The sequence below is a fragment of the Sporomusaceae bacterium genome (assembly GCA_031460455.1).
In the GTDB taxonomy this organism is placed as follows: domain Bacteria; phylum Bacillota; class Negativicutes; order Sporomusales; family UBA7701; genus Anaeroselena.
Window position 1 is genome coordinate 540,465 of sequence record JAVKTQ010000001.1, and the last position, 22,017, is coordinate 562,481.

The following is a 22,017-nucleotide window of genomic DNA, read 5'->3' on the forward strand; positions in this document are numbered from 1 at the left end:
GGGAAATATATGCGGCAGAGGCTTTGGCGGCGCATAGTTCTGCAGAGGGGTAATCGCGGTGGGAAAAGTAGACGGGAACGATTTCCGCGTTAAGCTTCAGGGCCTGAAAACCCTGCTGGCCGGCGCGGGCGAAATCGAGCAGGACCTGGAAACCCTCGCCAGGACACTTCGGGAGCAGTATGTCGAGAGCGAAGCCTACCCGCTGTCGGCCGTGCTGGCCGACAACCTGGCGGCCTTAGGCAAAATATTCGCCGGCAGCGACGACATCCGGTTCCGCGAATTCTGGGCCGCACCCCTGCAGTTAAAGGCGACGCTCGTTTTCCTCGAAGGCATGGTCGACGAAGCGACGATCAACGAGCATGTTATCGAAAAGCTTACCCGGCCCAGCGCTGTCCCGGCTTCCGGCCCGCAACAGTCCGGCCTGGCCGATACCGTTCGCCATACCTTCCTCACCACAGCGTCGGTCGCCGTGGAAAACAGGATGGAAGCGGTCGTAAACCGGATTCTGGCCGGCAACGCCGCCTTGTTCGTCGATACGCTCGCCGCGGGGATCGTCGTCGCAACCCGCAAAGTCGAAGCGCGCGCCATCGCCGAACCGGATACGGAAGCCGAGATACGCGGCCCGCGCGACGGCTTCACGGAAGAACTGCGCGTCAATATTACGCTTATCCGCCGCCGGATCAAAAACCCCAACCTCGTCGTCGGCAAGCGGACTGTCGGCAGACGCAGCCAGACGGATATCGCCGTCGTCTATTTCCGCGGCATCGCCGACTTCAAGCTGGTCGGCGAGGTCGAAAAACGCCTGCAAAATATCACCATCGATATCCCCGCGCCGTCCGGTATCCATGGCCTGTTCGAAGACTCCCCCTTTTCGATCTTCCCCACAGTGCTGGACACCGAGCGCCCCGACAGAGTCGTGAGCCTGCTGGCCGAAGGCAAGGTCGGCATCCTGATCGACGGCACGCCTTACTGCTGCGTCGCCCCCACCACCTTCACCGATTTCTTCAAATCCGGCGACGACTACTACGAAAAATGGCTGCCCGCCGCCCTCATCAGATTCACCCGCTACGTCACCGCCTTCTTCGCGCTGACCATGCCCGCCCTCTATGTCGCCATAACCAGCTTCCACCCCGGCCTCCTCCCCATGCCGCTCACCCTGACGGTCGGCACGTCGCGCGAGGGGGTGCCGTTTCCCACCTTTATCGAAGCGTTCATCATGGAAGGCCTGCTGGAAATCATGCAGGAGGCTGGCATCAGGCTGCCCAAACTGATCGGCCCGGCGGTCAGCATCGTCGGCGGCCTGGTCATCGGCGAGGCGGCAGTGCGGGCGGGACTGGTCAGCCCGCCGCTCGTCATCGTCACCTCCTTCACCGCCATCGCTACCTTCAGCATCTCCAGCTACCGGATGGGCCTGCCGCTGAGGTTGCTCAGAGTGCCGCTCATGATCCTGGCGGCCGGTATGGGCATGTTCGGCGTGATGTGGGGCCTAATCGCCATCGCTATCCATCTCAGCATCCTGGAAAGCTTCGGCGAGCCTTACCTGGCGCCGCTTACCCCCAGATCGAGCGCCCACCTCAGCGACCTAAAGGACACCGTCGCCCTCCTGCCCGCCACCCGCATGTCCGAACGGCCCGCCTACCTAGAGCCTCAGGACGCCGTGCGGCTTAAGGAGGAGAAAGGCAGCGGCGACGATGCAGACTAGATGGGTATCACCGCTACAATTCATGGTGATAACGATCAACGCCATGGTCGGCACCAGTTTGCTCGTGCTGCCCCGCACGGTCGCCGAAACCGCGAAACAGGACCTGTGGCTGTCGGTGCTGCTAGCGAGCGTCCTTATCGCCGTATCCTTCCGGATCGCCGCCGCCCTGGCCGCCCGCTTCCCCGACCAGACCGCGATCGAGTACCACCGCGTATTGCTGGGAAAGGTCTGGGGAAATGTCCTGAGTGTCGTCATGCTGGCGCTGATGATCGCCATGGCGGCGCAGCTTATCCGGATCTCGCGCATCGCCGTGAAGATTTTTCTCCTGGACATGACCCCGTCGCAGGTCATCGTCCTCGCCCTGCTGCTGCTCGCCGTGTATGCGGCCCAGAGCGGCCTCGGCCCTGTCATCCGCGCGCAGCAGTTCCTGCTCCTCTTCGCGCACTCGACCTTCGTCGTGCTGGTGCTCCTCGGCCTGCTGGAGATCGAAACCGCGCATTACACGCCGCTGCTGGCGGAAGGCGTCATGCCGGCGCTGGCAGGCAGTCTGGACTGCTGGGCGGCTTACAGCGGGCCGGAGCTGATAATAGGGTTGGTGTATCCGTATCTCGTCCGGCGGGACAGCGTCGTCCGCTTCGGCCTGGCCGGCATCGGGGCGGTGACCGTCCTATTCGTCTTGATCGCGGGTATAACGCTGGGGATACTGGGGCCGGAAGAGACGGCCCACCTGCTCATCCCGACAATCATGGCCTACCGGGCGATCGAAATCCCCGACACCTTCATCGAACGGATCGACGGCTATCTGATGATCGTCTGGATCGCCGTCTGCTTCACATCCCTGGTCAACTGGCTGTATTTCAGCGGCTTTGCCGCCGCCCGCCTGCTGAGGCTGGAAAATCCCCGCCCGGCGATGGTCGTGCTCGTTCCCGTGCTCGCGTACCTCGTCACCGTGCCGCCGGACTTTTACTCGCTCATCGTCGTCGGCAAATGGCTGAATTACGCCGGCCTGGCGTGGGGTCTGGGAGTCCTGCCGCTCTTGCTGGCGCTGGCCTGGCGGCGGCAACGGGGGTGACGCGGTGCGGAAAACATTGTCCGGACGATTGCTGCTCGTTGTTGCGCTAATAGCGATTACCCTGCCGCTCGGCGGCTGCTGGGACCGCAAGGAGATCGAAAACCGCGGCTATGTGCTCGGCGTCGCCGTCGACCACGCAACCGCCGGCGAAGGCAGCGGCAAAAAAGAATTCCTGGCAGCGCCGCAGGGGGCGGGACGGCGGACGTACCTTGTGACGATGGAACTGCCCAAATTCAGGAAAGAAGCGAGCAGGGAGATCTCCAGCTCCCAGAAGCACCTCATCTGGGCGGCCGAGGGGGAGTCGATGCTCGCGATCGTCCGCGCCATCAACACCAAGGTCTACTTCGCCATGTTTTTCGAGGATATCCAGATCATGATCGTCAGCGAGGCGGTGGCCAGGGAAGGCATCGGCGGCATCCTCGACTTCTGGCTGCGCGACGCCGAGATCCGCCGCAAGGTCAAGCTGTTCGTCGCGCCCGGCCGCGCCGAAGACGTCCTGAAAGCCACCCTGCAGGTCGACGAGGTAAACAGCGTCTTCATCGCCAAACTGCCGAAAAACGCCGACCGGTCGCCGTACTTCCCGAGCAAGGCGACCGTCGGGGAGATATCGGAAGCGATCAGGGGCAAACGGTCGTTCGTCCTGCCGTTCGTCCTGGTGGAAGGCAAGGAGGTGAAGCTGGCGAAGGCCGCTGTGTTCGACAGGCGGCAGAGGATGATCGGCGAGCTGGACGAATTCGAAGTATACGGCGGGAAACTGCTCAGACGGGAGCTCAAGCAGGGCGTGGTCGTCTTCGCCAACCCGGCCGCCCCCGGTAAGATCGCCGTTTTCGAACTGTACGAGGCCGATATCAAAGTCACGCCCCTGTTTGAGGGGAATAACCTCCGCTTTTCCCTGGAGGCCAGGTTCGTCGGCACGCTGGGCGAAAACCAATACCCCCCGCAGGACGCCCTCGACCCCGAATTCACCAAAGCAATGGAACAGGCGGTGGCGGCCGAATACACGCGGATGGCGAGAAAGGCTTACGACCGGCAGCAGGACATGAAGGTCGAGATATTAGGTCTGGGCAAACTGGTTTACAACCGTTACCCGCAATACTGGAAAAGCGTAAAAGACCGCTGGGAAGAAGAGATATTCCCCGCCGCCCCGATCGACATTAAAATCGACGTCAGCGTACGGAGGCCGGTGCTGAAGCGCTGACGCTAGCGAACAAGCAGGATGCCGGCCCCGGCGGCGATATAGCACCAGCCGGCGATCCGGGCAAACTTTGCGCTCCGGAGGCAGTTCTTGTTCGCCGCCTGCCTGGCGTTGATTTTCCACGAATATAGGCCGACGAGGATAAGCACGACCGCGAACGACGGCTCAAGCGGGTTTGTCAGCAATTTGATTAGCGGTTGGTCGTTCATTACCAGGCTTCTCCTTTCCGAAAACGGCGGCAGGCATCTAAATATTGTCCATAATTTGGCTAATAAATGCGCGAAGAACCGGCCGGAGTACAGTCTCCGACCGGTTCTTCGCCTCTTGATAACGACCTATCCCCGCCCGCGCTCGCGGAAGAGGAGCGACAGCGACCACAGACCGCCGATACCGACCACGGTATAGACGATCCGGCTCATGAACGAATTCTGACCGCCAAAGATTGACGCGACGAGATCGAGCTGCAGCAGCCCCACCAGCAGCCAGTTTATCGCCCCGGCGATGACCAGCAATAATGCGATTCTATCCAAGAATTAGACCCCCTTTATGTTATTTTCCAACACTCTTATATTATGTCCAAACCTTGTGCCAATTAGTACAAGTACCGCAAACCCTGTTCGGATGTTATAATGTTATGTAAACAAAATCCCGCGGGGAGGAACGCTATGAACTTCAAGCGCGACAACCGGCTTATGTTCGTTATCGCCCTGGCAGTGACGGTGGCGGTATTGGTCACCGGCCAGCTGCTGTGGCAGAAATACGCGGTCGCCAGGCCGCTCGGCGCCAGCCTGCAGGGCATCGCCGGCGTGACCGCCGCCAGCTGGGACGAGAACAAGAACGGCGACATCACGATAAACGTCACCCTCGGCGGCGTCGACAATCTCGCCAAAACGTACGGCGAAATCGGCGAGACCGCCAAAACAGTTCTCGGGAAGCGCCCGGCCCGCATCAACCTTGGAGACAACCGCACCCCTGAGCTGGAGGAAATTTACCACGCCGTCCACTTCCACCTCCAGGAGGCAGTCGCGACCGGCAATTTCTCGGCCATGGCCGACCGCGTGGACGCCAAGGCCCGCGCCGCCGGCGCTCAGGCCAAGCTGTACGTCGACGCGCGCAACGTCTATCTCCAGCTCCGCAAGGCGGACGCTTCCCTCTATGCCGTCGTGCCCCGCCCCGACGCAGCCGTCCGGGAGGTGAAGTGATGCGCTACGCACCGATAGCCGCCGGCGTCGGCGCCGGCAGCGTCATCTATCTGGCCTGGCGGGGCGTCGACGTCCTGCCCGTCCTGTTCTTCGCCGGCATCGTCGCCGTGCTCGCTTACTACGGCAATAACAAGCTCGGCGGCAAAACCTCGTTCGCCGTTATGGGCGGCGAGGGAGAACGCCAGCCGGCGATCGTCTTCGACGACATCGGCGGCCAGGAGGTGGCCAAGAACGAGCTGCGCGAGGCGCTGGAGTTCATCCGCGACCTCGACGGCATCCGCCGCCTCGGCATCCGCCCCCTCAAGGGCATCCTCCTCGCCGGCCCGCCGGGCACGGGCAAGACGCTGCTCGCCAAGGCCGCGGCCCGGTTCACCGACTCGGCCTTCGTGGCCGCCAGCGGCTCGGAGTTCGTGGAGATGTACGTCGGCGTCGGCGCCCAGCGCGTCCGCCAGCTGTTCAAGCAGGCCCGCGGCCTTGCCCGCAAACAGGGCAAGGCGTCGGCGATCGTCTTCATCGACGAGATCGAGGTGCTCGGCGGCAAGCGGGGCCAGAACTCCGGCCACCTCGAATACGATCAGACGCTGAACGAACTGCTCGTCCAGATGGACGGCCTCGCCACCGATGACGAGGTGCGCGTGCTGCTCATCGCGGCCACCAACCGCGCCGACATGCTTGACCCCGCCCTCCTCCGCCCCGGCCGCTTCGACCGCCAGGTGCAGGTCGACCTGCCGGACAAGACCGGCCGCCTGCAGATCCTCGGCCTCCACACCCGCAACAAGCCGCTGGCCGTCGATGTCGATCTTGCTGTCGTCGCCGCCGACACGTTCGGCTTTTCCGGCGCCCATCTCGAAAGCCTCGTGAACGAGGCGGCGATCGCCGCCTTGCGCGACGGCGCGCAGGAGGTGACGGCCCGCCACCTCAAGGGGGCGATCGACAAGGTCATCCTCGGCGAGAAGCTCGACCGCCTGCCCGGCGCGGACGAAAAGCGGCGCATCGCCGTCCACGAGGCCGGCCACGCCATCGCCGGCGAACTGCGCCGCCCCGGCTCGGTGGCGAGCGTGAACGTGGCCGCCCGCGGCAAGGCGCTCGGCTATGTCCGCCAGACCCAGGCCGACGACCTGTACCTCCATACCGCCGACCAGCTCAAGGATAAGATCGTCGTCGCCCTCGCCGGCGCGGTGGCCGAGGATATCGCGCTCGGCAGCCGCAGCACCGGGGCGGGCAGCGACTTCCAGCAGGCCGCCGCCCTCGCCCGCCAGCTCGTGCTTGGCGGCATGTCCGACCTTGGCATCGTGTCGGCCGACGATCTCCCCCAGGGCACGCTCCATATGGCGGTCGCCTCGCTGCTGCAGGGCCTAGAGGCCGAAACCCACGCCCTGCTCGCCGCCCGCCGCGACACCCTCGACCGCATTGTCGCCGTGCTGCTTGAAAACGAGGGGCTGGGCGGCAACGAATTCCGCGCCCTGCTGGCGGCTCCCCTACAATGACAAAAAGCGCCTCCTCGCCACATGGGGAGGCGCTTTTCATGTATCCATAATATTTTTACATATATCGAAAATTACGTCTACTAAACCTGGCATTTGCCCTGACATTTTCGGGCATTTTTTCTGACATATTTTCTGGCCTTTGCTCTGACATTTGTTCTGTCGCACAGGCATTTCGGGCATAGTATTGCCGACAGAAATTTTTTCGCAAAAAACGGAGGAGGCGGGCAAGGAAAATGGACGCGGCAGGAAAATTTGCGGCCGAGGCGCAAAAGACGGTCGAGGCCCTTAAAGGGAACAGGTTCGCGGCGAGGTATTTCCCGACGGCTCAGGAGGCGGTCAGGGAGCTGATGGCCGCCATCCCGAAGGAGGCGACGGTGGGGATCGGCGGGTCGTGGACGCTGATACAGCTCGACATCGCGGCTAAGCTGGAGGAGCGGGGCAATACGGTGTTTTGCCACCACAAGAGCGGCCTGACGGCTGAGGAGGTGCTGGCAACGCGGCGGGCGCAGCTGACCTGCGACGTTTTCCTGACGGGGACGAACGCGATCACCGCCGACGGACGGCTGGTAAATATGGACGCGACCGGCAACAGGGTGGCGGCGATGATGTTCGGGCCGAAGAAGGTTTTCGTGCTGACGGGGGCCAACAAGATCGTGCCCGGCATCCACGAGGCGATGGAACGCATCCGCGCGACGGCGGCGCCCCAGAATAACAAGCGCCTGAACCGCCCCAACCCGTGCGTGCAGAGCGGGCGGTGCATGGACTGCCAGGGGCCGACGCGGCTGTGCAATATCACGACAGTCATCCACAAGAAGCCGCCGGCGTCGGATATTCATGTGTGGGTGATCGGCGAAGAATTAGGGTACTGAAATTACGGCCGTTGATAAGCCCCCATCTGTGTCGTTGGTCCTCGGATGGCCCACTCGACGTACGCAACCAAGTACGCCGTCGCGGGCCATCCTCCGGTCCGCCTAACATCTGGGGGCTTCTGAACGGCCTATGGAATATTTATAGAATTTGCTGTCCACCTTCATAACCGGGAAGGCGGGCGGCAGGTCGGCTTGGGCGATTGCGGCGAAGCCCTTCTTTTCGTAGAAGCGGTGGGCGGCGAGGAATTTGGCGGTAGTGCCGAGGTATATTTCGCGGAGGCCTTTACCGCCGGCCCAGGCGAGGAGGGTTTCCAGCAGCAGGCCGGCGGTGTTGTGGGGCGCGCCACGGTAGGCGGGGGCGACGAACATCTTGCGCAGGGCGGCCTGACGGCCGCCGATGTCGATGAGGGCGACGGTACCGACGACCTTGCCGCCGTCAATGGCCAGCCAGAAGTTGCCCGCGCCGGTACGGTAGAAGGTTTCGATATTATCGAGGTCAGGCTGGTCGGCGCGGGTGATGGCGATACCGAACTCGTCCCGCTGGATGGCGAGGATGTGCGCGATCATCCGCTCCCTGTACGGCTCTGAATACTCCCGGATGCTAATCATCGCTGTCTTCTCCTCCCCCGCCCTGCTTCTGCTCCAGCCACTCTTTTTCGATGTTGGCCCGCATCCGCCCAAGGAGGCCGAGGGCGGCGGCGCGCTCGGCGTCGCTGAAGCCGGCGAAGCAGATGTCGATGCTGCGGTTCTCCTCGGCGATGATGCCGGGGTAGACTTCGAGGGCCAGCTCGGACGGGACGAGCCGCCACATGCGCCCGTCGACAGGGTCGCGCTCCCGCTGGACATAGCCGGCGGCCATGAGCTTCTGCACGGCCTTGGTTGTTGTCGTCTTGTCGACCTTGAGCAGCACAGACAGCTCGGCGAGGTTGACGCCGGGGTGCTCGCAGATGCGGGTGAGAAAGGTGAACTGCCCCCGCTGGAGGCTGATCTCCCGGTACTTGACGTCGGCCAGCGTATGTATGCACCGCGCCACCGCACCGATTTCGCGGAGGATCTGATTTTTGAGAGTGTTGATGGCGGCCACCTCCCGGCAGGCAAAAAATAGTTGAAATTTCTACTAATCCTATTATAGCGAGAGATAGTAGAAATTTCAACTAAATTATATGTTTTAAATCAAGGATTAAAAAAACAACCCGCAACCTCGCCGGATGCGGCGGAGAATGCGGGCGTGGGCGGCGTTGCGGAGGGCGTTACGCGCCGTTGGCGCAGGGGGCCGGTAAGTGCGCCACTCTTAGCGCTTCAGCGGTTAGAGGGGCGGCCTGCCCCTTGCGGGTACACGAACGTACGCCCGACCATGGACGGACGGGCGAGGAGCCATCTGTCACGGATGACAGTTGGCGACGGTACGGCTGTGTCGGCCCGAGCCTTACGGAGCGTTCGACCGGAGCTTCGGCGCATAGCCCGCGTCCTCCGCAATCTGTTTAATCATCGACTTTTTCAATGCTTTCACCCCGGCCACAAACAAAACCCCAATCCCTTTCCCACACACAGAAAGCCCCGGCCTCACGGCCGGGGTTTCTTGTCCTGCTAAATTCTTTGTGGGTTGGCGGTTTCGCTGAAGCGCAGCGTTGTGCCTGCTGGGTAGGTGGTCACGCCTATCGTCAGGTCATTGGCCAGCGTTCCCGTGATTACCTCGCCGTTGGATCCGAAAAGCACTTCGGTGAGACCCTTGAATTTTACGAATCCTGCGTTGATGTTATTCGGTAAAGATGTGCGCCATCCCTTGGGATGAAAATATGTATCGGCTTTTGGCGTTCCCCGGAGAAGACTGCCGTCGTTGTTGAATTCGATATAAGTCCCGTATTTTAGATATACGACTGGGTTAGCGTCGCCGTATAAAATAACCGTCGCGTCGTGTTGCAATGTTCCCGAAAGCACCAGACCGCGTTCGTTAAAAGTGACCCTGCCTGGTTTGAAGGCGACGAGCGCGCGGGCGCCCCCCGGTATTTCTTCGAAAAGAGCGGAGCTATAACCGACGGTGAGTAATCGCTCGTTCCACCGCAAATCGCCGGAAATCACCTCGTTGTTATCATTCAAAATAACCGTGGTCCCTTCCTTGAAAGTCAGCGCCCCGGCGATCCAGCCCTGAGGGTGAAGCTCCGTATCGCGCTCCAGCAATTTGGATGTCGAGCAAAACGCCACCGCTGGAATAACCATTATCACCGCCAGGAAAATGATTATCCTTTTCATAAAATCCCCCTGCGAATCAAACTTTGCAAATTACTTCTCTATTTTCCATTATATTCCTTTCGTTAGGCATGTCAAGGGGACGTGGTTATTGACACTATGTGTAATTGGTTCAGACCTACTTGAACCTGAATTCGAGTTGCCTGGTTTTGTAAAACGACATATGGCCGATACCCCCGAGGCTCCAAGCCTAATTTCATACTATGTCGGTCCTTTGCTTAGGCCGGTAACACGAACGTACGCCCGGCCATGGACGGACGGGCGAGGAGCCATCTGTCACGGACGACAGTTGGCGACGGTACGGCTGTGTCGGCCCGAGCCTATGGCGCGTTCGCCTGGAGCTCCGGCGCATAGCCTGCGTTCTCCGCAAAGGGCTATATATAGAGAACAAACTCCCGGTATATACCGGGAGTTTTATATTGGGCTATTCGTTTGTTACTGCGACAAGGTCGGCCGTCTCGGCAACCTCCTCTGCTGCTGCCGGCTTGGGGATATCGCGGATGAGGAGGGCGGCTAGGACGCCGAGGACGGCGAAGAGGGCGGCGATTTGGAAGACGTCGGCGTAGGCCATGACGGCGGCTTGTTTGGCGACCATGCCCTTTAGGACGGCGAGGGCCGCGCCGTAGGCCTGGTCGGCGGCGAGGCCGCTCTGGATGAAGCCGCCTTTGAGGGCGGCGAGCAGCCCTGTTGCTGCGGGCGAGGCGGTGTCGACGTATTCGGCGAGGACGGCGGCGTGAAAGGACTGCCGGTCGTCGAGGAATGTGCCGAAGAGGGCGATACCGACGCTGCCGCCGACGTTTTTGAAGAGGTTGAAGACGCCGGAGCCGACGCCGGTTTTATCTTTGGGGAGGGTGGCCATGGCGGCATTTGAGAGGGGCGACATGGTGAGCGCCAGGCCGACGCCCATGAGGACGAGGCGGACGGCGATGAAGGGGTAGCCGGTGTCGGCGGTGATGGTGCGGAAGGAGTAGAGGCTGACGGCGAGGAGGAGCATGCCGATGGCGGTGGGCGTCCTCCCCCCCGCCCGGTCGGCGAGCTTGCCGCCCAGAGGGGCCATGACGATCATGGCGGCGATGAGGGGGAAGAGCGACAGGCCGGCGCGGATGGGCGAATAGCCGAGGATGTTGCGGAGGAAGAAGGGGATGAGGAACAGGCCGCCCATCAGGGTCATGAAGGTGAGAAAGCCGACGATGTTGGCGACGGAGAAGGTGGCGCTCTTGAAGAGGCCGAGGTCGACGAGCGGCTCGGCGACGCGGCGCTCGATGAGGACGAAGGCGGCGAGGCTCAGAGCCATGAGGGTGAAGAGGCTGACGATATAAGGAGAGGTCCAGCCTTCCTGGCCGCCGCGGTTGAGGGCGACGATGAGGGCGCCGAGGCTGGCGACCAGCGTGAGGCCGCCGAGAAAGTCGATGGGCTTTGTGGTGTCCTGCGGGGGCGATTCCTCGAGGACGAGGACGGCGAGGACGATGCCGACGGCGGAGATGGGGACGATGCTGCTGAACAGCGCCCGCCAGCTGACGTATTCGACGATGTAGCCGCCGACGGTGGGGCCTAAAACGGCGCCGGCGGCCGCAAACGCCCCCCACATGCCCATGGCCTGGCCGCGCTCGCTGGGCGGGAAGGCGTCGGCGACGAGGGCCATGGCGTTGGGGAAGTACATGGCGGCGCCAAGCCCCTGGACGATGCGGAAGAAGATGACGGAGGCGGCGTTCCAGGAGAGGCCGACCATCATGGTGGCGACGGTGAAGACGACGAGGCCGGCGACGTAGACCTTTTTGCGGCCGAACTGGTCGCCGAATTTGCCGGTGATGGGCAGGGTGGCGCCGTAGGGGATCATGTAGGCGAGGAGCACCCAGGTGACGGTGTCCATGGTGAAGCCGAAGGAGTTCATGATGTTGCTGAGGGCGATGTCGAGCGAGCTGGCGACATAGCCGCTGAGGACGGTGCCGAGGGAGACGATGGCCAGGACGAGGTATTTGTCGGGTTTGGCGGCGGCGTTCACGGCGCTCACCTGCCGGTGAGGATGGCGACGACGGCCGACATCCCGGGCCGGAGGGCCGCCTGGCCGCTGTCGGTGATTTTTATTTTGACGGGGATGCGCTGGGTGACTTTGGTGAAGTTGCCGGTGGCGTTGTCGGCCGGCAGGAGGGCGAACTGGGAGCCGGTGGCGGCGCCGACTTCGACTACTTCGCCGGTGAATTTCTGCCGCGGATAGGCGTCGACGGTGAACTTGACGGCCTCGCCGGTCGCGATGCGGCCGATCTCGGTTTCCTCGATGTTGGCCTCGACCCAGGAGTCGGCCGGGTTGGTGATGCTGTAGATCGTCTGGCCGACCGAGACCATCTCGCCGCGGTCGACGGGAAGCTTGGCGACGATGCCGGCAACGGGGGCGACGATGACGGAGTTTTCGACCTGGAGGCGGGCGTTTTTGAGGGCGGCGGCGGCCTGGGCGACCTGGGCCTTGGCGAAGTCGACGTCCTGGGCGGCCGCGCCTTCGGCGGCGAGGCTTAGGCCCTGGCGGGCGGCTTCGTACTGGGCCTGGGCTACTTTGAGGGCGGTGAGGGCCGCATCACGTTGCTGGGCGGACAGGGCGCCGTCTTCGTAGAGGGTGGCGGTGCGCTCGTAATCGCGGCGGGTGTTCTCAAGGTTGGCTTCGGCCTGGGCGACCGAGGATTCGGCCTGGGCGACCTGCTGGGGGCGGCTACCGGCCTCAAGGGAGGCCAGCTTGGCCTGAGCGGCGGCGAGGTTGGCCTCAGCCTGCTCGGCCTGGATGTGGAGGGCTTTGCCGTCGATCCTGGCGATGACCTGGCCGGCCTCGACCCGGTCGCCCTCGCGGACGGCGAGCTCTTCGAGCTGGCCGGGGACTTTGGTGCTGACGTTGATGATGCTGCTTTTGATACGGGCGTCGTCGGTGGAAACTTTGCCGCTGGCGGCGAACCACCACCAGCCGCCGGCGACGGCGAGAGCGCCCGCGATCAGCCCTGCGGCGATGGTGAGTTTGCGTTTGTCCATTTTTTTCGGGCCGCTCATGTTGATTCCTCCTGGTATGTTAATGGTGTTGTTTTTCAGTCGGCGAAGAGGTAATCGCGGATGGCTTTATGGCGACGCTCGAGCTCCAGCATTTTGGCCCGGGCGGTGTTTTTCAGCGTGGCGAGGTAGGCGCACCCGCCGGGGGTGATGGTGTAGACGCGCTTGCTGCGGGTAGCGGGGTTTTCCCAGCTGCCTTCGACATAGCCGCCCTCTTCGAGCTGGCGGAGGAGCGGATAGAGGAAATTGGGGTTGGGCTGGACGGCGTCGCCGGTGACGCGCTTGATCTCGGCGGCGATGCGGTTGCCGTGGGCGGCTTTCGTTTTGAGGATTTTGAGGATGAAGAGGGCGGTGACGAGCTTGATCCACGTTTTGGCGTCCGGGCGGCTGAACACGGCTGAAGACCTCCTTTGCGGGGCGCGTAGTTTGCAATAATTTTGCCTTTATGTTAAGTATAACATTATTAATATTAATAGCTTTTGCGGATGGCGTCAATTTGGGATTGACGGTAAGAATGGGCGGGGCTGCCAGGGAAGCCTTTGTCTGGTATAATTAGCATAGTTGCTACAAGGAGATGATGCAAGATGTGTAATTCGCTGGGCTGCTGCCTGGACGGGGTGTATGAGGCTTTCGAGAAAAGGCTGCTGAGGGACGGCGTCGCCGTGTGCCTGAACGCGCTGACGGCGGAGAAGTTCGCGGAAAGGCTGGCCGCTAAGGGGATCAGGGCCGCCAGGTCGGATTTGGGCGGTAAGCGGCACGAGTTCCGGCTGGAAAAGTGAACAGCATAGCGAAGCGGCCCGCCGGGAGGCGGGCCGCTTTAAAGCGAAACAGGCTGCCACCGGCAGCCTGTTTCGCGCGCTTATACAGTTTCCCCGTCTCTCACTCGGTCCTAAAGTCTTGAATTGCCGGGGCCGTTCAGAAGTGCCCAGATGCAAGGCGCACCGGAGGATGACACCGGAAGCGTACACGAACGTACGCTGAGGATGGCAGCCGAGGAGCAACGCCGCAGATGGGCACTTATGGGCGGCCAACCAGGAGCTGCCATCCTTCGCGAACGAGAAGGATGGCGAGCACTGCCAGCAGAGCAGCAAGGAGGCGCATTACGATTATATACCCCCGGCCGGTGAAGGCGGGGCGGGATTTGCTTACTACATAGGCGAGGAGGATTTTCGCGCCGACGAGGCAGGCGTAAAAGGCGGTGAGAAAAGCTACGGCGCTGGCGGGGCCGTCCTGCCAGGCGGTCAGGAGGAGCGGGCTGCCGACGGTGAGCCAGAAGAGGTACGGGTGGGGGCTGAGGAGGTTGACGAGCGCGCCGCGGAAGATGGAGTTGGCGGCTTCCGAGTCGGCATCCTCGGCCGAGAGCGGGCCGGAACGGGCGTTTTCCCAGGCCATATGGGCTACGAAGAGACCGCCGGCGAGGGCGATGAGGCCGAGGAGCTGTTGGTAAGCGGCGAAGGCGGCCAGCAGCCAGGTGGCGGCGACGATTATCGGCAGGTCGGTGGCGAGCGGCGAGCAGGCGGCTTTTATGCCTTCGCGGCGGCCGTATTTCATCGTCTGGGCGATGACGAGTGCGAACAGGGGACCGGGGGACAGGCCGGCCGACAGGCCCAGGGAGGCGCCGGCGAGCAGGAAGGCGAGCATGGGCGAATCAACCTTTCCGGGTTTTGGTGGTCGCCGTTGGCGACGGGGACGGGCCGCGGGAGAGCCACAGGCCGAGGAAGATGACGGCGCCGCCGGCCGCCTGGAGGAGACCGAAGCTTTCGTCCAGCCAGAGCCAGGCGAAGATGATGGAGATGATGGGGCAGAGGTTGGGGTAGAGGGACACGCGCGTGCTGCCGAGGGCTTTGACGGCCCATATCCAGGTGAAGTTGGCGACGGCGAGGGCGAGGGAGGCGGAGAATACTATGCTAAACCAGCCGGCGGCCGGGACGGCCGCGAGGTCGGTGCGGGCGAGGCTGGGGACGGCGATGAGCGCGAAGAGGACGGCGTTGACGGCGAAGACGGAGGCCATGATCTGGTGGAGCGAGTAGCTGTCGGTGAGGCGGCGGAAGGCGACGGTGTAGTAGCCGTAGCCGCACTGGCCGATGAGGATGAGGATGGCGCCGGTGAGGTGCGGGCCGGAAAGGCTTATTTCTTTGCCCGCGCCGGCGACGGTGAGGACGACGCCGCCGAGCGACAGGGCGATGGCCATGGCGGTGCGGGGCGAAAGGGACTCGTAGCCGAAGAGGCGGTTGATGAGGGCGATGTTTACTGGCAGGGTGGCGAGGATGAGGGCGGCGTTGCCGGAGGTGGTGACGTCCATGCCGTAGATTATGAAGATCTGGTTGAAAAAGAAGCCGAAGACGCTGATGGCGCCGAGGTGCCTGAGGTCTTTGGCGGGCATGGGCCGGTAGAGGCCGCTGGCCAGCATGACGCCGCCGGTGAGCAGGGTGGCGATGACCATGCGGAAGGCGTTGTAGACGAGGGGGTCCATGACGTTGAGACCGATCTTCATGACCGGGGTGTTGACGCCCCAGATGAGGACGATGGCGAGCATAATGATTTCGACTTTGCGGACTGAGGTTGTTGTGGCGGGCGTCAAGTTATCATCTCCGTTGTGTGCTGCATGATTTGTTTTATTCCACACGATGCGCCGGCTCCCCTCCGCCGCGCGGAAATAAAAAGGATTTGGCGGCGCGATGCCGAAGGTTAGTGTGCGCCGGCGGGAATACTGATGCCGGCGGCAAAGCCGGGAAAGGGACGGTCGATGGTATGGCAAACGGCGTAGCGGGGCTGTGGGGTATCGAGGCTAGGGCGTTTCGCGTGCCGTTCCTGCCGTTCACGCATAATTTCTGGGCGCTGGTGGACGCGGCCGGCAGGGTGGCCGACCAGCTGCACGGGCTGGCGGTCGATCCGCGGACGGGGCAGGCGAAGGCGATCGGCTGGTCGGCGCACCGGCTGCTGGCGATGCGGGGGGCGGGGTTCGCGTGGGCGCTGCAGCCGGGGCAGCCGGCGGCGGTATGCATACGCGGCCGCGAAACCGAGGTGGCGGCGCGCTGGCTGGCGGCGGCGACGGCCATCCCGGCGATCAACGGGCTGGAGCTGCGTTACCCGAATCTTTGGCAGCACGGGTTCCGGGCGAATTCCAACAGTATGTTCAACACTTTCGGGCTGATAATGGGCTTCGACGCCGCGGCCGACCTGCTGCCGACGCTGGCGCCGGGGGTGAAGCTGGTGGTGTCGCGCGAGCTGATCGAATTGTATCGTTACCGACCACCGTCGACGGGCTGAGGCTTCGCGCCGCCAGGACCCGGGCGTGGAAAGGCCGGCCGGAGTATTCTCCGGCCGGCCTGTGTTTGTGCCTCTCCCCCGCCCTTTCGTTCTTCTTTGATCTGCCGGGGCCGTTCAGAAGTGCCCAGATGCAAGGCGCACCGGATAAGCAGGCACACAACGCTTTAGCGTTGATGTGGTCGCTTATGCCCGAAGGGTGCGAGCGCGCCGCGACGTGTACTCGGATGTACACTAGCAAGCGCTCTGAGGAGCAACGCCGCAGATGGGCGCTTATGGGCGGCCCCTATGTTATAGGCAGATAAGGCGGGGTCAGTCCCGGCCGACCTTGTCGCGTTCGGCGGCGGTAAAGATGCTTTCGGTAAGCCAGCGGGCGAAGAGGGGCAGGAGGATGTATACCGGGAAGCTGTAGTAGAATTCCCATTCGAGCGGCATGTACAGTCCCATCAGTTCGAGGGCCGGTTCGAAAACAAAGGCGAATACGGCTGCGGTGACGACGACGCCGGCGGCGAAGACGCCCCAGCCCGATAAGTATTGGTACAGCAGCATGAAGATGACGGGAAAGGGGGCGTGGTCGACGAAGGCGACGAAGGGACCGAAGGGGGCGATTTTGTAGGGGTAGTACCAGCGGCCGAGTTCGTAGCCGAGCAGGTCGAGGCCCATGGTGACGAACATGAGGATTAGGCCGAAGAGGATGAGGCGGGGGAGTTTGCGGCGGTGGGCGAGGCAGTGGAAGGCGACCCAGGGCAGAATAAACAGGGCGATGAGGAAGAACCATTGCCAGGTGTAGAGGTCGGTGGCATACCAGTTTTCGGTGCGGGCCTGGCTGAGCTGGCGGGTCATTTCGGCGATCTGGGCGTCGCTGGGCGCACCGGGCATGGTTATCCCCCCTTTGCGGCATTAGTATCTGCCGCGAGGGGGGATTTTGATGCGAAGGGGGGTTGCCGGGGCCGTTCTTCTTTGGACTGCCGGGGCCGTTCAGAAGTGCCCAGATGCAAGGCGCACCGGAAGAGCGCGCCGCGACGTGTACTCGGACGTACACTAGCAAGCGCTCTGAGGAGCAACGCCGCAGATGGGCGCTGCTGGGCGGCCCCAACGAATTATAGGCAAATGACTGCGCCGTGGCGGCCGGTTGTGCCTCGTTCAGCCCGGTGCGAATAAAACAGCGTCGTATTTTCGGCGGTGCAGACGCCGCTGATGTCGATGTGGGCGCGGGGGACGCCGATTTCTTCGAGCTGGTCGCGGTTGGCGTGCCAGAGGTCGAGGTGCCATTTGTCGCCGCTGGGGACGACGAGGTCGCGCCAGGTGCCCGCGAAGGAGGCCTGGAGCTCTTCGACGACAGGGGCGTCGACTTCGTAGCAGCAGGGGCCGATGGAGGGGCCGATGCCGACGAAGCAGTCGGCCGGGCTGGTGCCGTAGTGTTCGCCCATGGCGAGGACGGTTTTGGCGGCAATTTTGGCGACGGTGCCTTTCCAGCCGGCGTGGCTGAGGCCGATGGCCCGCCGGGCGGGGTCGAAGATGAGGACGGGGACGCAGTCGGCGTAGAAGAGGATGAGGGGTATGCCCCGCCGGTCGGTGATGAGGGCGTCGCTGGCCGGGACGGCGGCGGCGTGGCTGCGCGTGCCCCGCCCGGCGTCTTCATCTGTGACGAGGTGGATGTGGTCGCCGTGGATTTGCTGGCAGGTGACGGCGCGGGCGTAGTCGACGCCTACGGCCTGGCAGAAAAGGTCGCGGTTGAGGAGGACTTTGCCGGGGTCGTCGCCGCTTTTGAGGCCGAGGTTGAGGGTGGCGTAGGGCGGGACGCTGAGGCCGCCCAGCCGGGTGGAGACGCCGTGTCTGACCCCCTGGTGGGCGAGGTGGGTGAACAGGCCGTGCCAGACGCCGTTGGCGGCGCGTTTGATGACGAATTTGCTCATGGGGTTTGTCCTCCTCCCTCCCCCTGGCCGGGACGGCAGACGCCGCAGAGGGTGCAGCCTGGCCGGCAGGGAGGGGTGTATTTTTCGCCGCGGGCGCGTTGGAGTTCTTGCCGGAGGTAGCCGGGTTCGAGGCCCATGTCGAGGTGCTGCCAGGGGAGGGATTCGCCTACGGGACGGTCGCGGTAGAGGTAGAAGGCTTCGTCGAGGCCGGCGGCGGCGAGGGCCTTGGGCCAGTGTTTGGGGCCGCCGCGCCGGTGGGCTTCGAGGAGGACGGGGCCGAGACGGCGGTCGCCGCGGGCGAGGACGCCCTGGAGGTAGGCTTCTTTGGGGGGCTCGACGAGGATTTCGGTGTTTTTGTCGGCTTTGAGGGCGGCGCGGATGGCGGCCAGCCGTTCTTCGACGAGGGGCTGGGGGGCCATGGGCAGCCACTGGAAGGGGGTGAAGGGTTTGGGGATGAAGGGGTTGATGCTGAGGGTGAGACGGCCATTGCTGCCGTGGGCGGCCATGTGGCGGCGGGTGGCGCGGGCTAGCTCGGCGATGGCGGCGATGTCGTGTTCGTTTTCGGTGGGGAGGCCGACCATGATGTAGAGGCGGATGTTGGGTATGCCGGCGCCGGCGGCGAGGGCTACGGCGCGCTCTAGGTCGGCGGCGTCAAGGCCTTTGTTGATGACGCGGCGGAGGCGTTCGCTGGCGGCTTCGGGGGCGAGGGTGATCGTTTTGTGGCCGCTGGCGGCTAAAGCCTGGGCGAGCGCGGGGGTGAGGGAGTCGGCCCGGAGGGAGGCGACGGAGAATTTGAGGCCGCGGGCGCGGATGGAGGCGACGAGGGCGTCGATGTCGGGGTGGTCGGAGACGGCGGCGCCGACGAGGCCGATTTTGTCGCGGTATTTTTGGGCGTGGCCGATGGCGGCCTCGAGGCTGGCGAGGGAGCGGGCGCGCGGCCGGCGGAAGCAGTAGCCGGCCATGCAGAAGCGGCAGTGGCGTCCGCAGCCGCGGGCGATTTCGATGAGGTACATGTCGCCGAATTCGGTGTCGGCGGTGACGACGGCGGTTTGGCCGGGGCGGGCGTCGAGGTCGCGGATCCAGCGGCGGCTTATTGCCGCGGGGACGGCGGCGGCGGGCGTGAGGGCGGCGAGGGCGCCGTCGGGGTTGTATTCGTCGTTATAAAAGGAAGGGACATAGACGCCGGGGATGGCGGCGAAGGAAAGCAGTATGTCGTTTCGGGCCAGACCCTCCTCCCTGCCCCGCTGCCAGGCGGCAAGGATTTCGGTGATGACTTCTTCGCCTTCGCCGATGACGAAGGCGTCGATGAAGGCGGCGAGAGGCTCGGGGTTGAAGGTGGCGCAGGGGCCGCCGGCGATGACGATGGGGTCCGCCTCGCCGCGGTCGGCGGCGAGGAGGGGAACTTTGCCGAGCTCGAGCATGGCGAGGAGGTTGAAGTAGTCCATTTCGAAGGAGACGGCGAAGCCGATGAGGGGGAATTCGTACAAGGGGCGCTGGGTCTCGAGGGTCATGAGGGGGGTGTTTGTGCGGAGGTGTTCGGCGAGGTCTTTTTTGCCGGGCAGGAAGGCGCGTTCGCAGGCGGCGAGGCCGCTGGCGTTGATTTCGCGGTAGATGATGTGGAAGCCAAGGTTGGACATGCCGACATGGTAGGTGTTGGGGAAGGCTAGGGCGAAGCCGGGGCGGGAGCCGGGGGCGTGGATGACGGCGCCCTGCTCGGCGGCGAGTTGTTTGCGGAGTTTTTCTTTGAGGGGCCAGGACATGGTATCACTACTTCCGGTGCGTATTGTCGTTACACTATTTATACGTCGTTATAGTGTTTCCCTGCCTGGCGGGCGAACATGAGCCAAATCTTGGCCGCGGCGGGCGGAGGTCTGAGTGTTCGGTATTGTTTTCTAGACAGATCCCTTCCAGGACATGCCAAGTATCGGCAGAGCGATGACAGCGACGAATCCGGGCAAACTATCGTCAAAGGAGGGATGCAGATGTTGTGTTCCAGCCTGGATCGGTTTCGCGACGAGGGTTTGCTGCTGCTTAGGGTGGGTCTGGGGCTGATGTTCATGTACCACGGCTGGCCGAAGGTGACGGGCGGCGTGGCGGCCTGGGCGAAGCTGGGGATGTCGATGAGTTTCGTGGGGATCGGGTTCCTGGCGCCTTTCTGGGGGTTCATGGCGGCGGCGTCGGAGTTCGGCGGCGGTCTGCTGCTGATTTTGGGGTTGTTTTTCCGCCCGGCGTGCCTGCTGCTGACGATTACGATGGCGGTGGCGGTGGCGATGAAGCTGGGCACCGGCGCCGGCCTGGGCGGCGCTTCGCAGGCGCTGGAGCTGGGCATCGTTTTCCTCAGCCTGATTTTTATCGGGCCGGGGCGGTATAGCTTCGCAGCGAGGATGTGCAGGCGGCGATGATGCGGCAAGAAGGCGGCTTGACGGCTTGGCAACTGACGATGCTGGCGCTGGGCACGGTTGTCGGGGGGTCGTTTTTTCTCGGGTCGGCGGTGGCGATCCGCAGCGCGGGGCCGGCGGTGATCGTGGCATTTTTGGCGGGCGGGGCGCTGGTGTATATAATTTTGTTCGCGCTGTCGGAGATGACGGTGGCGGATGCGGCCCCCGGCTCGTTCCGCACGTTCGCGGAGCGGGCGTTCGGGCCGGGGGCGGGGTTCACGGTGGGCTGGGTGTACTGGACGGGGCTGGTGCTGGCGATGTCGAGCGAGGCGACGGCGGTGTCGATCTTCGTGCGCAACTGGCTGCCGGCTTTGTCGATCCCGCTGATGGGGTCGGCGATTATCGTGGCGGTGACGGTGCTCAATCTTTTCGGGGCGGACAGGCTCAGCCGCCTGGAGAGCGCTTTGGCGGCGGTGAAGCTGGCGGCGATCGCGGGGTTCATCGCCCTGGGCGCGGCGCTGATAACAGGGCTTGTTCCTGGCGTTCCGGCGGCGGGCGCAGGGGCGCTGGCGGCGGAGCCGCTGCTGCCGGAGGGTGTGGGCGGGCTGGCGGGGAGCATGCTGATCGTAATATTTTCGTACGCCGGGTTCGAGGTTATCGGTCTGGCGGCGTCGGAGGCCCGCGATCCGCACCGCACGGTGCCGCGGGCGATCGGTATGACGGTGGCCGGCCTGGTGGGGCTGTATGTGCTGGCGATGGCGGCGCTGCTGCCGCTGGTGCCGGCGGGGACGCTGACGACGGAGGCGAGCCCGCTGGTGGCGGCTTTGGCGGCGTGGCGTCTGGCGTGGGCCGGTAATGCGATGAATATGGTGCTGGTGTCGGCGATTCTGTCGACGATGCTGGCGGCGATGTTCGGCCTGGGGCGGATGATGCGCTCGCTGGCCGAGGAGGGGCATGCGCCGGCGTGGCTTAAGGATAAGGGCGATATCCCCTACCGCGGGATTTTGTTTTCGGGGACGGGGATGCTGGCCGGACTGGCACTGGGACTTGTGCTGCCGGCGCAGGTTTACCTTTTCCTGGTGAGCGCCGGCGGTTTTTCGCTGCTGCTGGCGTATGCGGTGATTCTGGCTACGCATTATAAGTTCCGCAGGCTGCACGGCTGCCCGCCGCGGGGCGACTGCCAGCTGCCGGGCTTCCCGTATACGTCGTGGCTGGGGCTGGGCGCGTGTGTGGCGATTATCGCGAGTATGCCGCTCATCCCCGGCCAGGGCGCGGGACTGGCGGCGGGGCTGGGCCTTTTGGCCGTGTTCGCGGCGTCGTATCACGTGAAGAAGCGTGTGGGCGCACGGGCGGCGCGGCCGGCGACGGACCGCCGGGATCTGCTGCTGCGGCTGCAACTGGAGCTGGCGGCGGACTTCGCCCTGGGCGAACGCCAGGCGGAGCCGGGGACGAACGAAAAGGAAAAAGGCCCTAGTGAGTAGGGCCTTGCGGGGAAACGTTTGTAGACGGCGGACTTCAGTCGTTGGATTTTTGATAGCCGCGGGCCGAACTCCACTGCTCGTCGGCGTCGCTCTTCATGAGGGCGTTGTGGTCGGAGATTATCGCCGACAGGTTCTGGTCGTTCTTGGAAAGCTTGGTTTTGTCTTTGGTCATCG

24 protein-coding genes are annotated in these 22,017 nt (G+C 63.7%); 10 read left to right on the top strand and 14 right to left on the bottom strand.

From position 1 onward, the window contains the following. Window positions 1-58: 58 nt before the first annotated feature. From RIN56_02885 to RIN56_02895, 3 genes are read left to right on the top strand one after another with little or no spacing between them, the layout of a single operon-like run. Window positions 59-1,702, top strand: a complete 1,644-nt coding sequence (locus RIN56_02885) for a spore germination protein (protein ID MDR7865732.1) — start codon at window positions 59-61, stop codon at window positions 1,700-1,702. After that, complete coding sequence (locus RIN56_02890; GenBank protein ID MDR7865733.1) at window positions 1,692-2,774, top strand: GerAB/ArcD/ProY family transporter; 1,083 nt, start codon at window positions 1,692-1,694, stop codon at window positions 2,772-2,774. Before RIN56_02885 ends, RIN56_02890 begins: the two co-directional genes overlap by 11 nt. A gap of 28 nt (window positions 2,775-2,802) precedes the next feature. Next, window positions 2,803-3,972 carry a Ger(x)C family spore germination protein gene (locus RIN56_02895; protein MDR7865734.1) on the top strand — a complete coding sequence of 390 codons (1,170 nt, stop codon included), beginning with the start codon at window positions 2,803-2,805 and terminating at the stop codon, window positions 3,970-3,972. A gap of 2 nt (window positions 3,973-3,974) precedes the next feature. Here the strand turns inward: RIN56_02895 and RIN56_02900 are convergent, their stop codons facing one another. Continuing rightward, window positions 3,975-4,178 carry a hypothetical protein gene (locus tag RIN56_02900; protein MDR7865735.1) on the bottom strand — a complete coding sequence of 68 codons (204 nt, stop codon included), beginning with the start codon at window positions 4,176-4,178 and terminating at the stop codon, window positions 3,975-3,977. A gap of 126 nt (window positions 4,179-4,304) precedes the next feature. Further along, window positions 4,305-4,499 (bottom strand): DUF378 domain-containing protein, encoded by a 195-nt coding sequence (locus tag RIN56_02905; protein ID MDR7865736.1) that lies wholly within the window; start codon window positions 4,497-4,499, stop codon window positions 4,305-4,307. Between the two features lie 135 nt (window positions 4,500-4,634). On the opposite strand from RIN56_02905, the gene RIN56_02910 reads away from it, so the two are divergent. From RIN56_02910 to RIN56_02920, 3 genes are all read left to right on the top strand, one after another. Continuing rightward, complete coding sequence (locus RIN56_02910) at window positions 4,635-5,171, top strand: hypothetical protein (protein ID MDR7865737.1); 537 nt, start codon at window positions 4,635-4,637, stop codon at window positions 5,169-5,171. After that, window positions 5,171-6,658 (top strand): AAA family ATPase, encoded by a 1,488-nt coding sequence (locus tag RIN56_02915; GenBank protein ID MDR7865738.1) that lies wholly within the window; start codon window positions 5,171-5,173, stop codon window positions 6,656-6,658. Before RIN56_02910 ends, RIN56_02915 begins: the two co-directional genes overlap by 1 nt. Before the next feature lie 233 nt (window positions 6,659-6,891). Then, entirely contained in the window at window positions 6,892-7,527 is a 636-nt protein-coding gene (locus RIN56_02920; protein ID MDR7865739.1) for a lactate utilization protein, read from the top strand. A gap of 102 nt (window positions 7,528-7,629) precedes the next feature. On the opposite strand, the gene RIN56_02925 is transcribed toward RIN56_02920, so the two are convergent. The 6 genes from RIN56_02925 to RIN56_02950 all read right to left on the bottom strand — a co-directional run bounded on the left by RIN56_02925 (window position 7,630) and on the right by RIN56_02950 (window position 13,196). After that, a complete protein-coding gene (locus RIN56_02925; protein ID MDR7865740.1) occupies window positions 7,630-8,136 on the bottom strand; it encodes a GNAT family N-acetyltransferase in 507 nt (168 codons plus the stop codon). After that, entirely contained in the window at window positions 8,129-8,611 is a 483-nt protein-coding gene (locus tag RIN56_02930; GenBank protein MDR7865741.1) for a MarR family transcriptional regulator, read from the bottom strand. Before RIN56_02930 ends, RIN56_02925 begins: the two co-directional genes overlap by 8 nt. A 503-nt stretch (window positions 8,612-9,114) precedes the next feature. Continuing rightward, window positions 9,115-9,777 carry a hypothetical protein gene (locus RIN56_02935; GenBank protein ID MDR7865742.1) on the bottom strand — a complete coding sequence of 221 codons (663 nt, stop codon included), beginning with the start codon at window positions 9,775-9,777 and terminating at the stop codon, window positions 9,115-9,117. A gap of 421 nt (window positions 9,778-10,198) precedes the next feature. Next, window positions 10,199-11,785, bottom strand: coding sequence for a DHA2 family efflux MFS transporter permease subunit (locus tag RIN56_02940; protein ID MDR7865743.1), 1,587 nt, complete (start codon window positions 11,783-11,785; stop codon window positions 10,199-10,201). Further along, the gene (locus tag RIN56_02945; GenBank protein MDR7865744.1) at window positions 11,782-12,804 is read right to left on the bottom strand and encodes an HlyD family secretion protein; all 1,023 of its coding nucleotides are present in this window, start codon (window positions 12,802-12,804) and stop codon (window positions 11,782-11,784) included. The genes RIN56_02940 and RIN56_02945 overlap by 4 nt, the downstream gene beginning before the upstream one ends. 35 nt (window positions 12,805-12,839) lie before the next feature. Further along, a complete protein-coding gene (locus RIN56_02950) occupies window positions 12,840-13,196 on the bottom strand; it encodes a PadR family transcriptional regulator (protein ID MDR7865745.1) in 357 nt (118 codons plus the stop codon). A 189-nt stretch (window positions 13,197-13,385) separates the two neighbouring features. On the opposite strand from RIN56_02950, the gene RIN56_02955 reads away from it, so the two are divergent. Further along, complete coding sequence (locus RIN56_02955; protein ID MDR7865746.1) at window positions 13,386-13,580, top strand: hypothetical protein; 195 nt, start codon at window positions 13,386-13,388, stop codon at window positions 13,578-13,580. Window positions 13,581-13,818: 238 nt separating this feature from the next. Here the strand turns inward: RIN56_02955 and RIN56_02960 are convergent, their stop codons facing one another. Beyond that, a complete protein-coding gene (locus RIN56_02960) occupies window positions 13,819-14,442 on the bottom strand; it encodes a LysE family translocator (GenBank protein MDR7865747.1) in 624 nt (207 codons plus the stop codon). A gap of 7 nt (window positions 14,443-14,449) precedes the next feature. Beyond that, entirely contained in the window at window positions 14,450-15,382 is a 933-nt protein-coding gene (locus RIN56_02965; GenBank protein MDR7865748.1) for a DMT family transporter, read from the bottom strand. A 170-nt stretch (window positions 15,383-15,552) separates the two neighbouring features. Between RIN56_02965 and RIN56_02970 the strand changes: the two genes are divergently transcribed. Further along, on the top strand, window positions 15,553-16,071 hold the full coding sequence (locus RIN56_02970) for a hypothetical protein (GenBank protein MDR7865749.1): 519 nt from the start codon (window positions 15,553-15,555) through the stop codon (window positions 16,069-16,071). Between the two features lie 309 nt (window positions 16,072-16,380). Here RIN56_02970 and RIN56_02975 read toward each other — a convergent pair whose 3' ends face one another. The 3 genes from RIN56_02975 to RIN56_02985 form a co-directional block, all read right to left on the bottom strand. Further along, window positions 16,381-16,947: a CBO0543 family protein gene (locus tag RIN56_02975; protein MDR7865750.1), complete on the bottom strand. Its 567-nt coding sequence runs from the start codon at window positions 16,945-16,947 to the stop codon at window positions 16,381-16,383. Window positions 16,948-17,168: 221 nt separating this feature from the next. After that, window positions 17,169-17,984, bottom strand: a complete 816-nt coding sequence (pgeF, locus tag RIN56_02980) for a peptidoglycan editing factor PgeF (protein ID MDR7865751.1) — start codon at window positions 17,982-17,984, stop codon at window positions 17,169-17,171. Beyond that, window positions 17,981-19,744: a TIGR03960 family B12-binding radical SAM protein gene (locus RIN56_02985; protein MDR7865752.1), complete on the bottom strand. Its 1,764-nt coding sequence runs from the start codon at window positions 19,742-19,744 to the stop codon at window positions 17,981-17,983. The genes pgeF and RIN56_02985 overlap by 4 nt, the downstream gene beginning before the upstream one ends. 222 nt (window positions 19,745-19,966) lie before the next feature. Here RIN56_02985 and RIN56_02990 point away from each other — a divergent pair, with 222 nt between their 5' ends. Further along, window positions 19,967-20,386: a DoxX family membrane protein gene (locus RIN56_02990; GenBank protein MDR7865753.1), complete on the top strand. Its 420-nt coding sequence runs from the start codon at window positions 19,967-19,969 to the stop codon at window positions 20,384-20,386. Further along, window positions 20,383-21,843, top strand: a complete 1,461-nt coding sequence (locus RIN56_02995; GenBank protein ID MDR7865754.1) for an amino acid permease — start codon at window positions 20,383-20,385, stop codon at window positions 21,841-21,843. Before RIN56_02990 ends, RIN56_02995 begins: the two co-directional genes overlap by 4 nt. Window positions 21,844-21,877: 34 nt before the next feature. Here RIN56_02995 and RIN56_03000 read toward each other — a convergent pair whose 3' ends face one another. Beyond that, window positions 21,878-22,015 carry a hypothetical protein gene (locus RIN56_03000; protein MDR7865755.1) on the bottom strand — a complete coding sequence of 46 codons (138 nt, stop codon included), beginning with the start codon at window positions 22,013-22,015 and terminating at the stop codon, window positions 21,878-21,880. Window positions 22,016-22,017 lie beyond the last annotated feature (2 nt).

Excerpts from the sequence above, each read along its gene's own strand:
- RIN56_02990 (MDR7865753.1), top strand. The coding sequence starts at position 19,967 with ATGTTGTGTTCCAGCCTGGATCGGTTTCGCGACGAGGGTTTGCTGCTG.
- RIN56_02915 (MDR7865738.1), top strand. The coding sequence starts at position 5,171 with ATGCGCTACGCACCGATAGCCGCCGGCGTCGGCGCCGGCAGCGTCATC.
- pgeF (MDR7865751.1), bottom strand. The coding sequence starts at position 17,984 with ATGAGCAAATTCGTCATCAAACGCGCCGCCAACGGCGTCTGGCACGGC.
- RIN56_02920 (MDR7865739.1), top strand. The coding sequence starts at position 6,892 with ATGGACGCGGCAGGAAAATTTGCGGCCGAGGCGCAAAAGACGGTCGAG.
- RIN56_02960 (MDR7865747.1), bottom strand. The coding sequence starts at position 14,442 with ATGCTCGCCTTCCTGCTCGCCGGCGCCTCCCTGGGCCTGTCGGCCGGC.
- RIN56_03000 (MDR7865755.1), bottom strand. The coding sequence starts at position 22,015 with ATGACCAAAGACAAAACCAAGCTTTCCAAGAACGACCAGAACCTGTCG.
- RIN56_02900 (MDR7865735.1), bottom strand. The coding sequence starts at position 4,178 with ATGAACGACCAACCGCTAATCAAATTGCTGACAAACCCGCTTGAGCCG.
- RIN56_02975 (MDR7865750.1), bottom strand. The coding sequence starts at position 16,947 with ATGCCCGGTGCGCCCAGCGACGCCCAGATCGCCGAAATGACCCGCCAG.
- RIN56_02910 (MDR7865737.1), top strand. The coding sequence starts at position 4,635 with ATGAACTTCAAGCGCGACAACCGGCTTATGTTCGTTATCGCCCTGGCA.
- RIN56_02935 (MDR7865742.1), bottom strand. The coding sequence starts at position 9,777 with ATGAAAAGGATAATCATTTTCCTGGCGGTGATAATGGTTATTCCAGCG.
- RIN56_02970 (MDR7865749.1), top strand. The coding sequence starts at position 15,553 with ATGGCAAACGGCGTAGCGGGGCTGTGGGGTATCGAGGCTAGGGCGTTT.
- RIN56_02985 (MDR7865752.1), bottom strand. The coding sequence starts at position 19,744 with ATGTCCTGGCCCCTCAAAGAAAAACTCCGCAAACAACTCGCCGCCGAG.
- RIN56_02995 (MDR7865754.1), top strand. The coding sequence starts at position 20,383 with ATGATGCGGCAAGAAGGCGGCTTGACGGCTTGGCAACTGACGATGCTG.
- RIN56_02890 (MDR7865733.1), top strand. The coding sequence starts at position 1,692 with ATGCAGACTAGATGGGTATCACCGCTACAATTCATGGTGATAACGATC.
- RIN56_02955 (MDR7865746.1), top strand. The coding sequence starts at position 13,386 with ATGTGTAATTCGCTGGGCTGCTGCCTGGACGGGGTGTATGAGGCTTTC.
- RIN56_02945 (MDR7865744.1), bottom strand. The coding sequence starts at position 12,804 with ATGAGCGGCCCGAAAAAAATGGACAAACGCAAACTCACCATCGCCGCA.
- RIN56_02925 (MDR7865740.1), bottom strand. The coding sequence starts at position 8,136 with ATGATTAGCATCCGGGAGTATTCAGAGCCGTACAGGGAGCGGATGATC.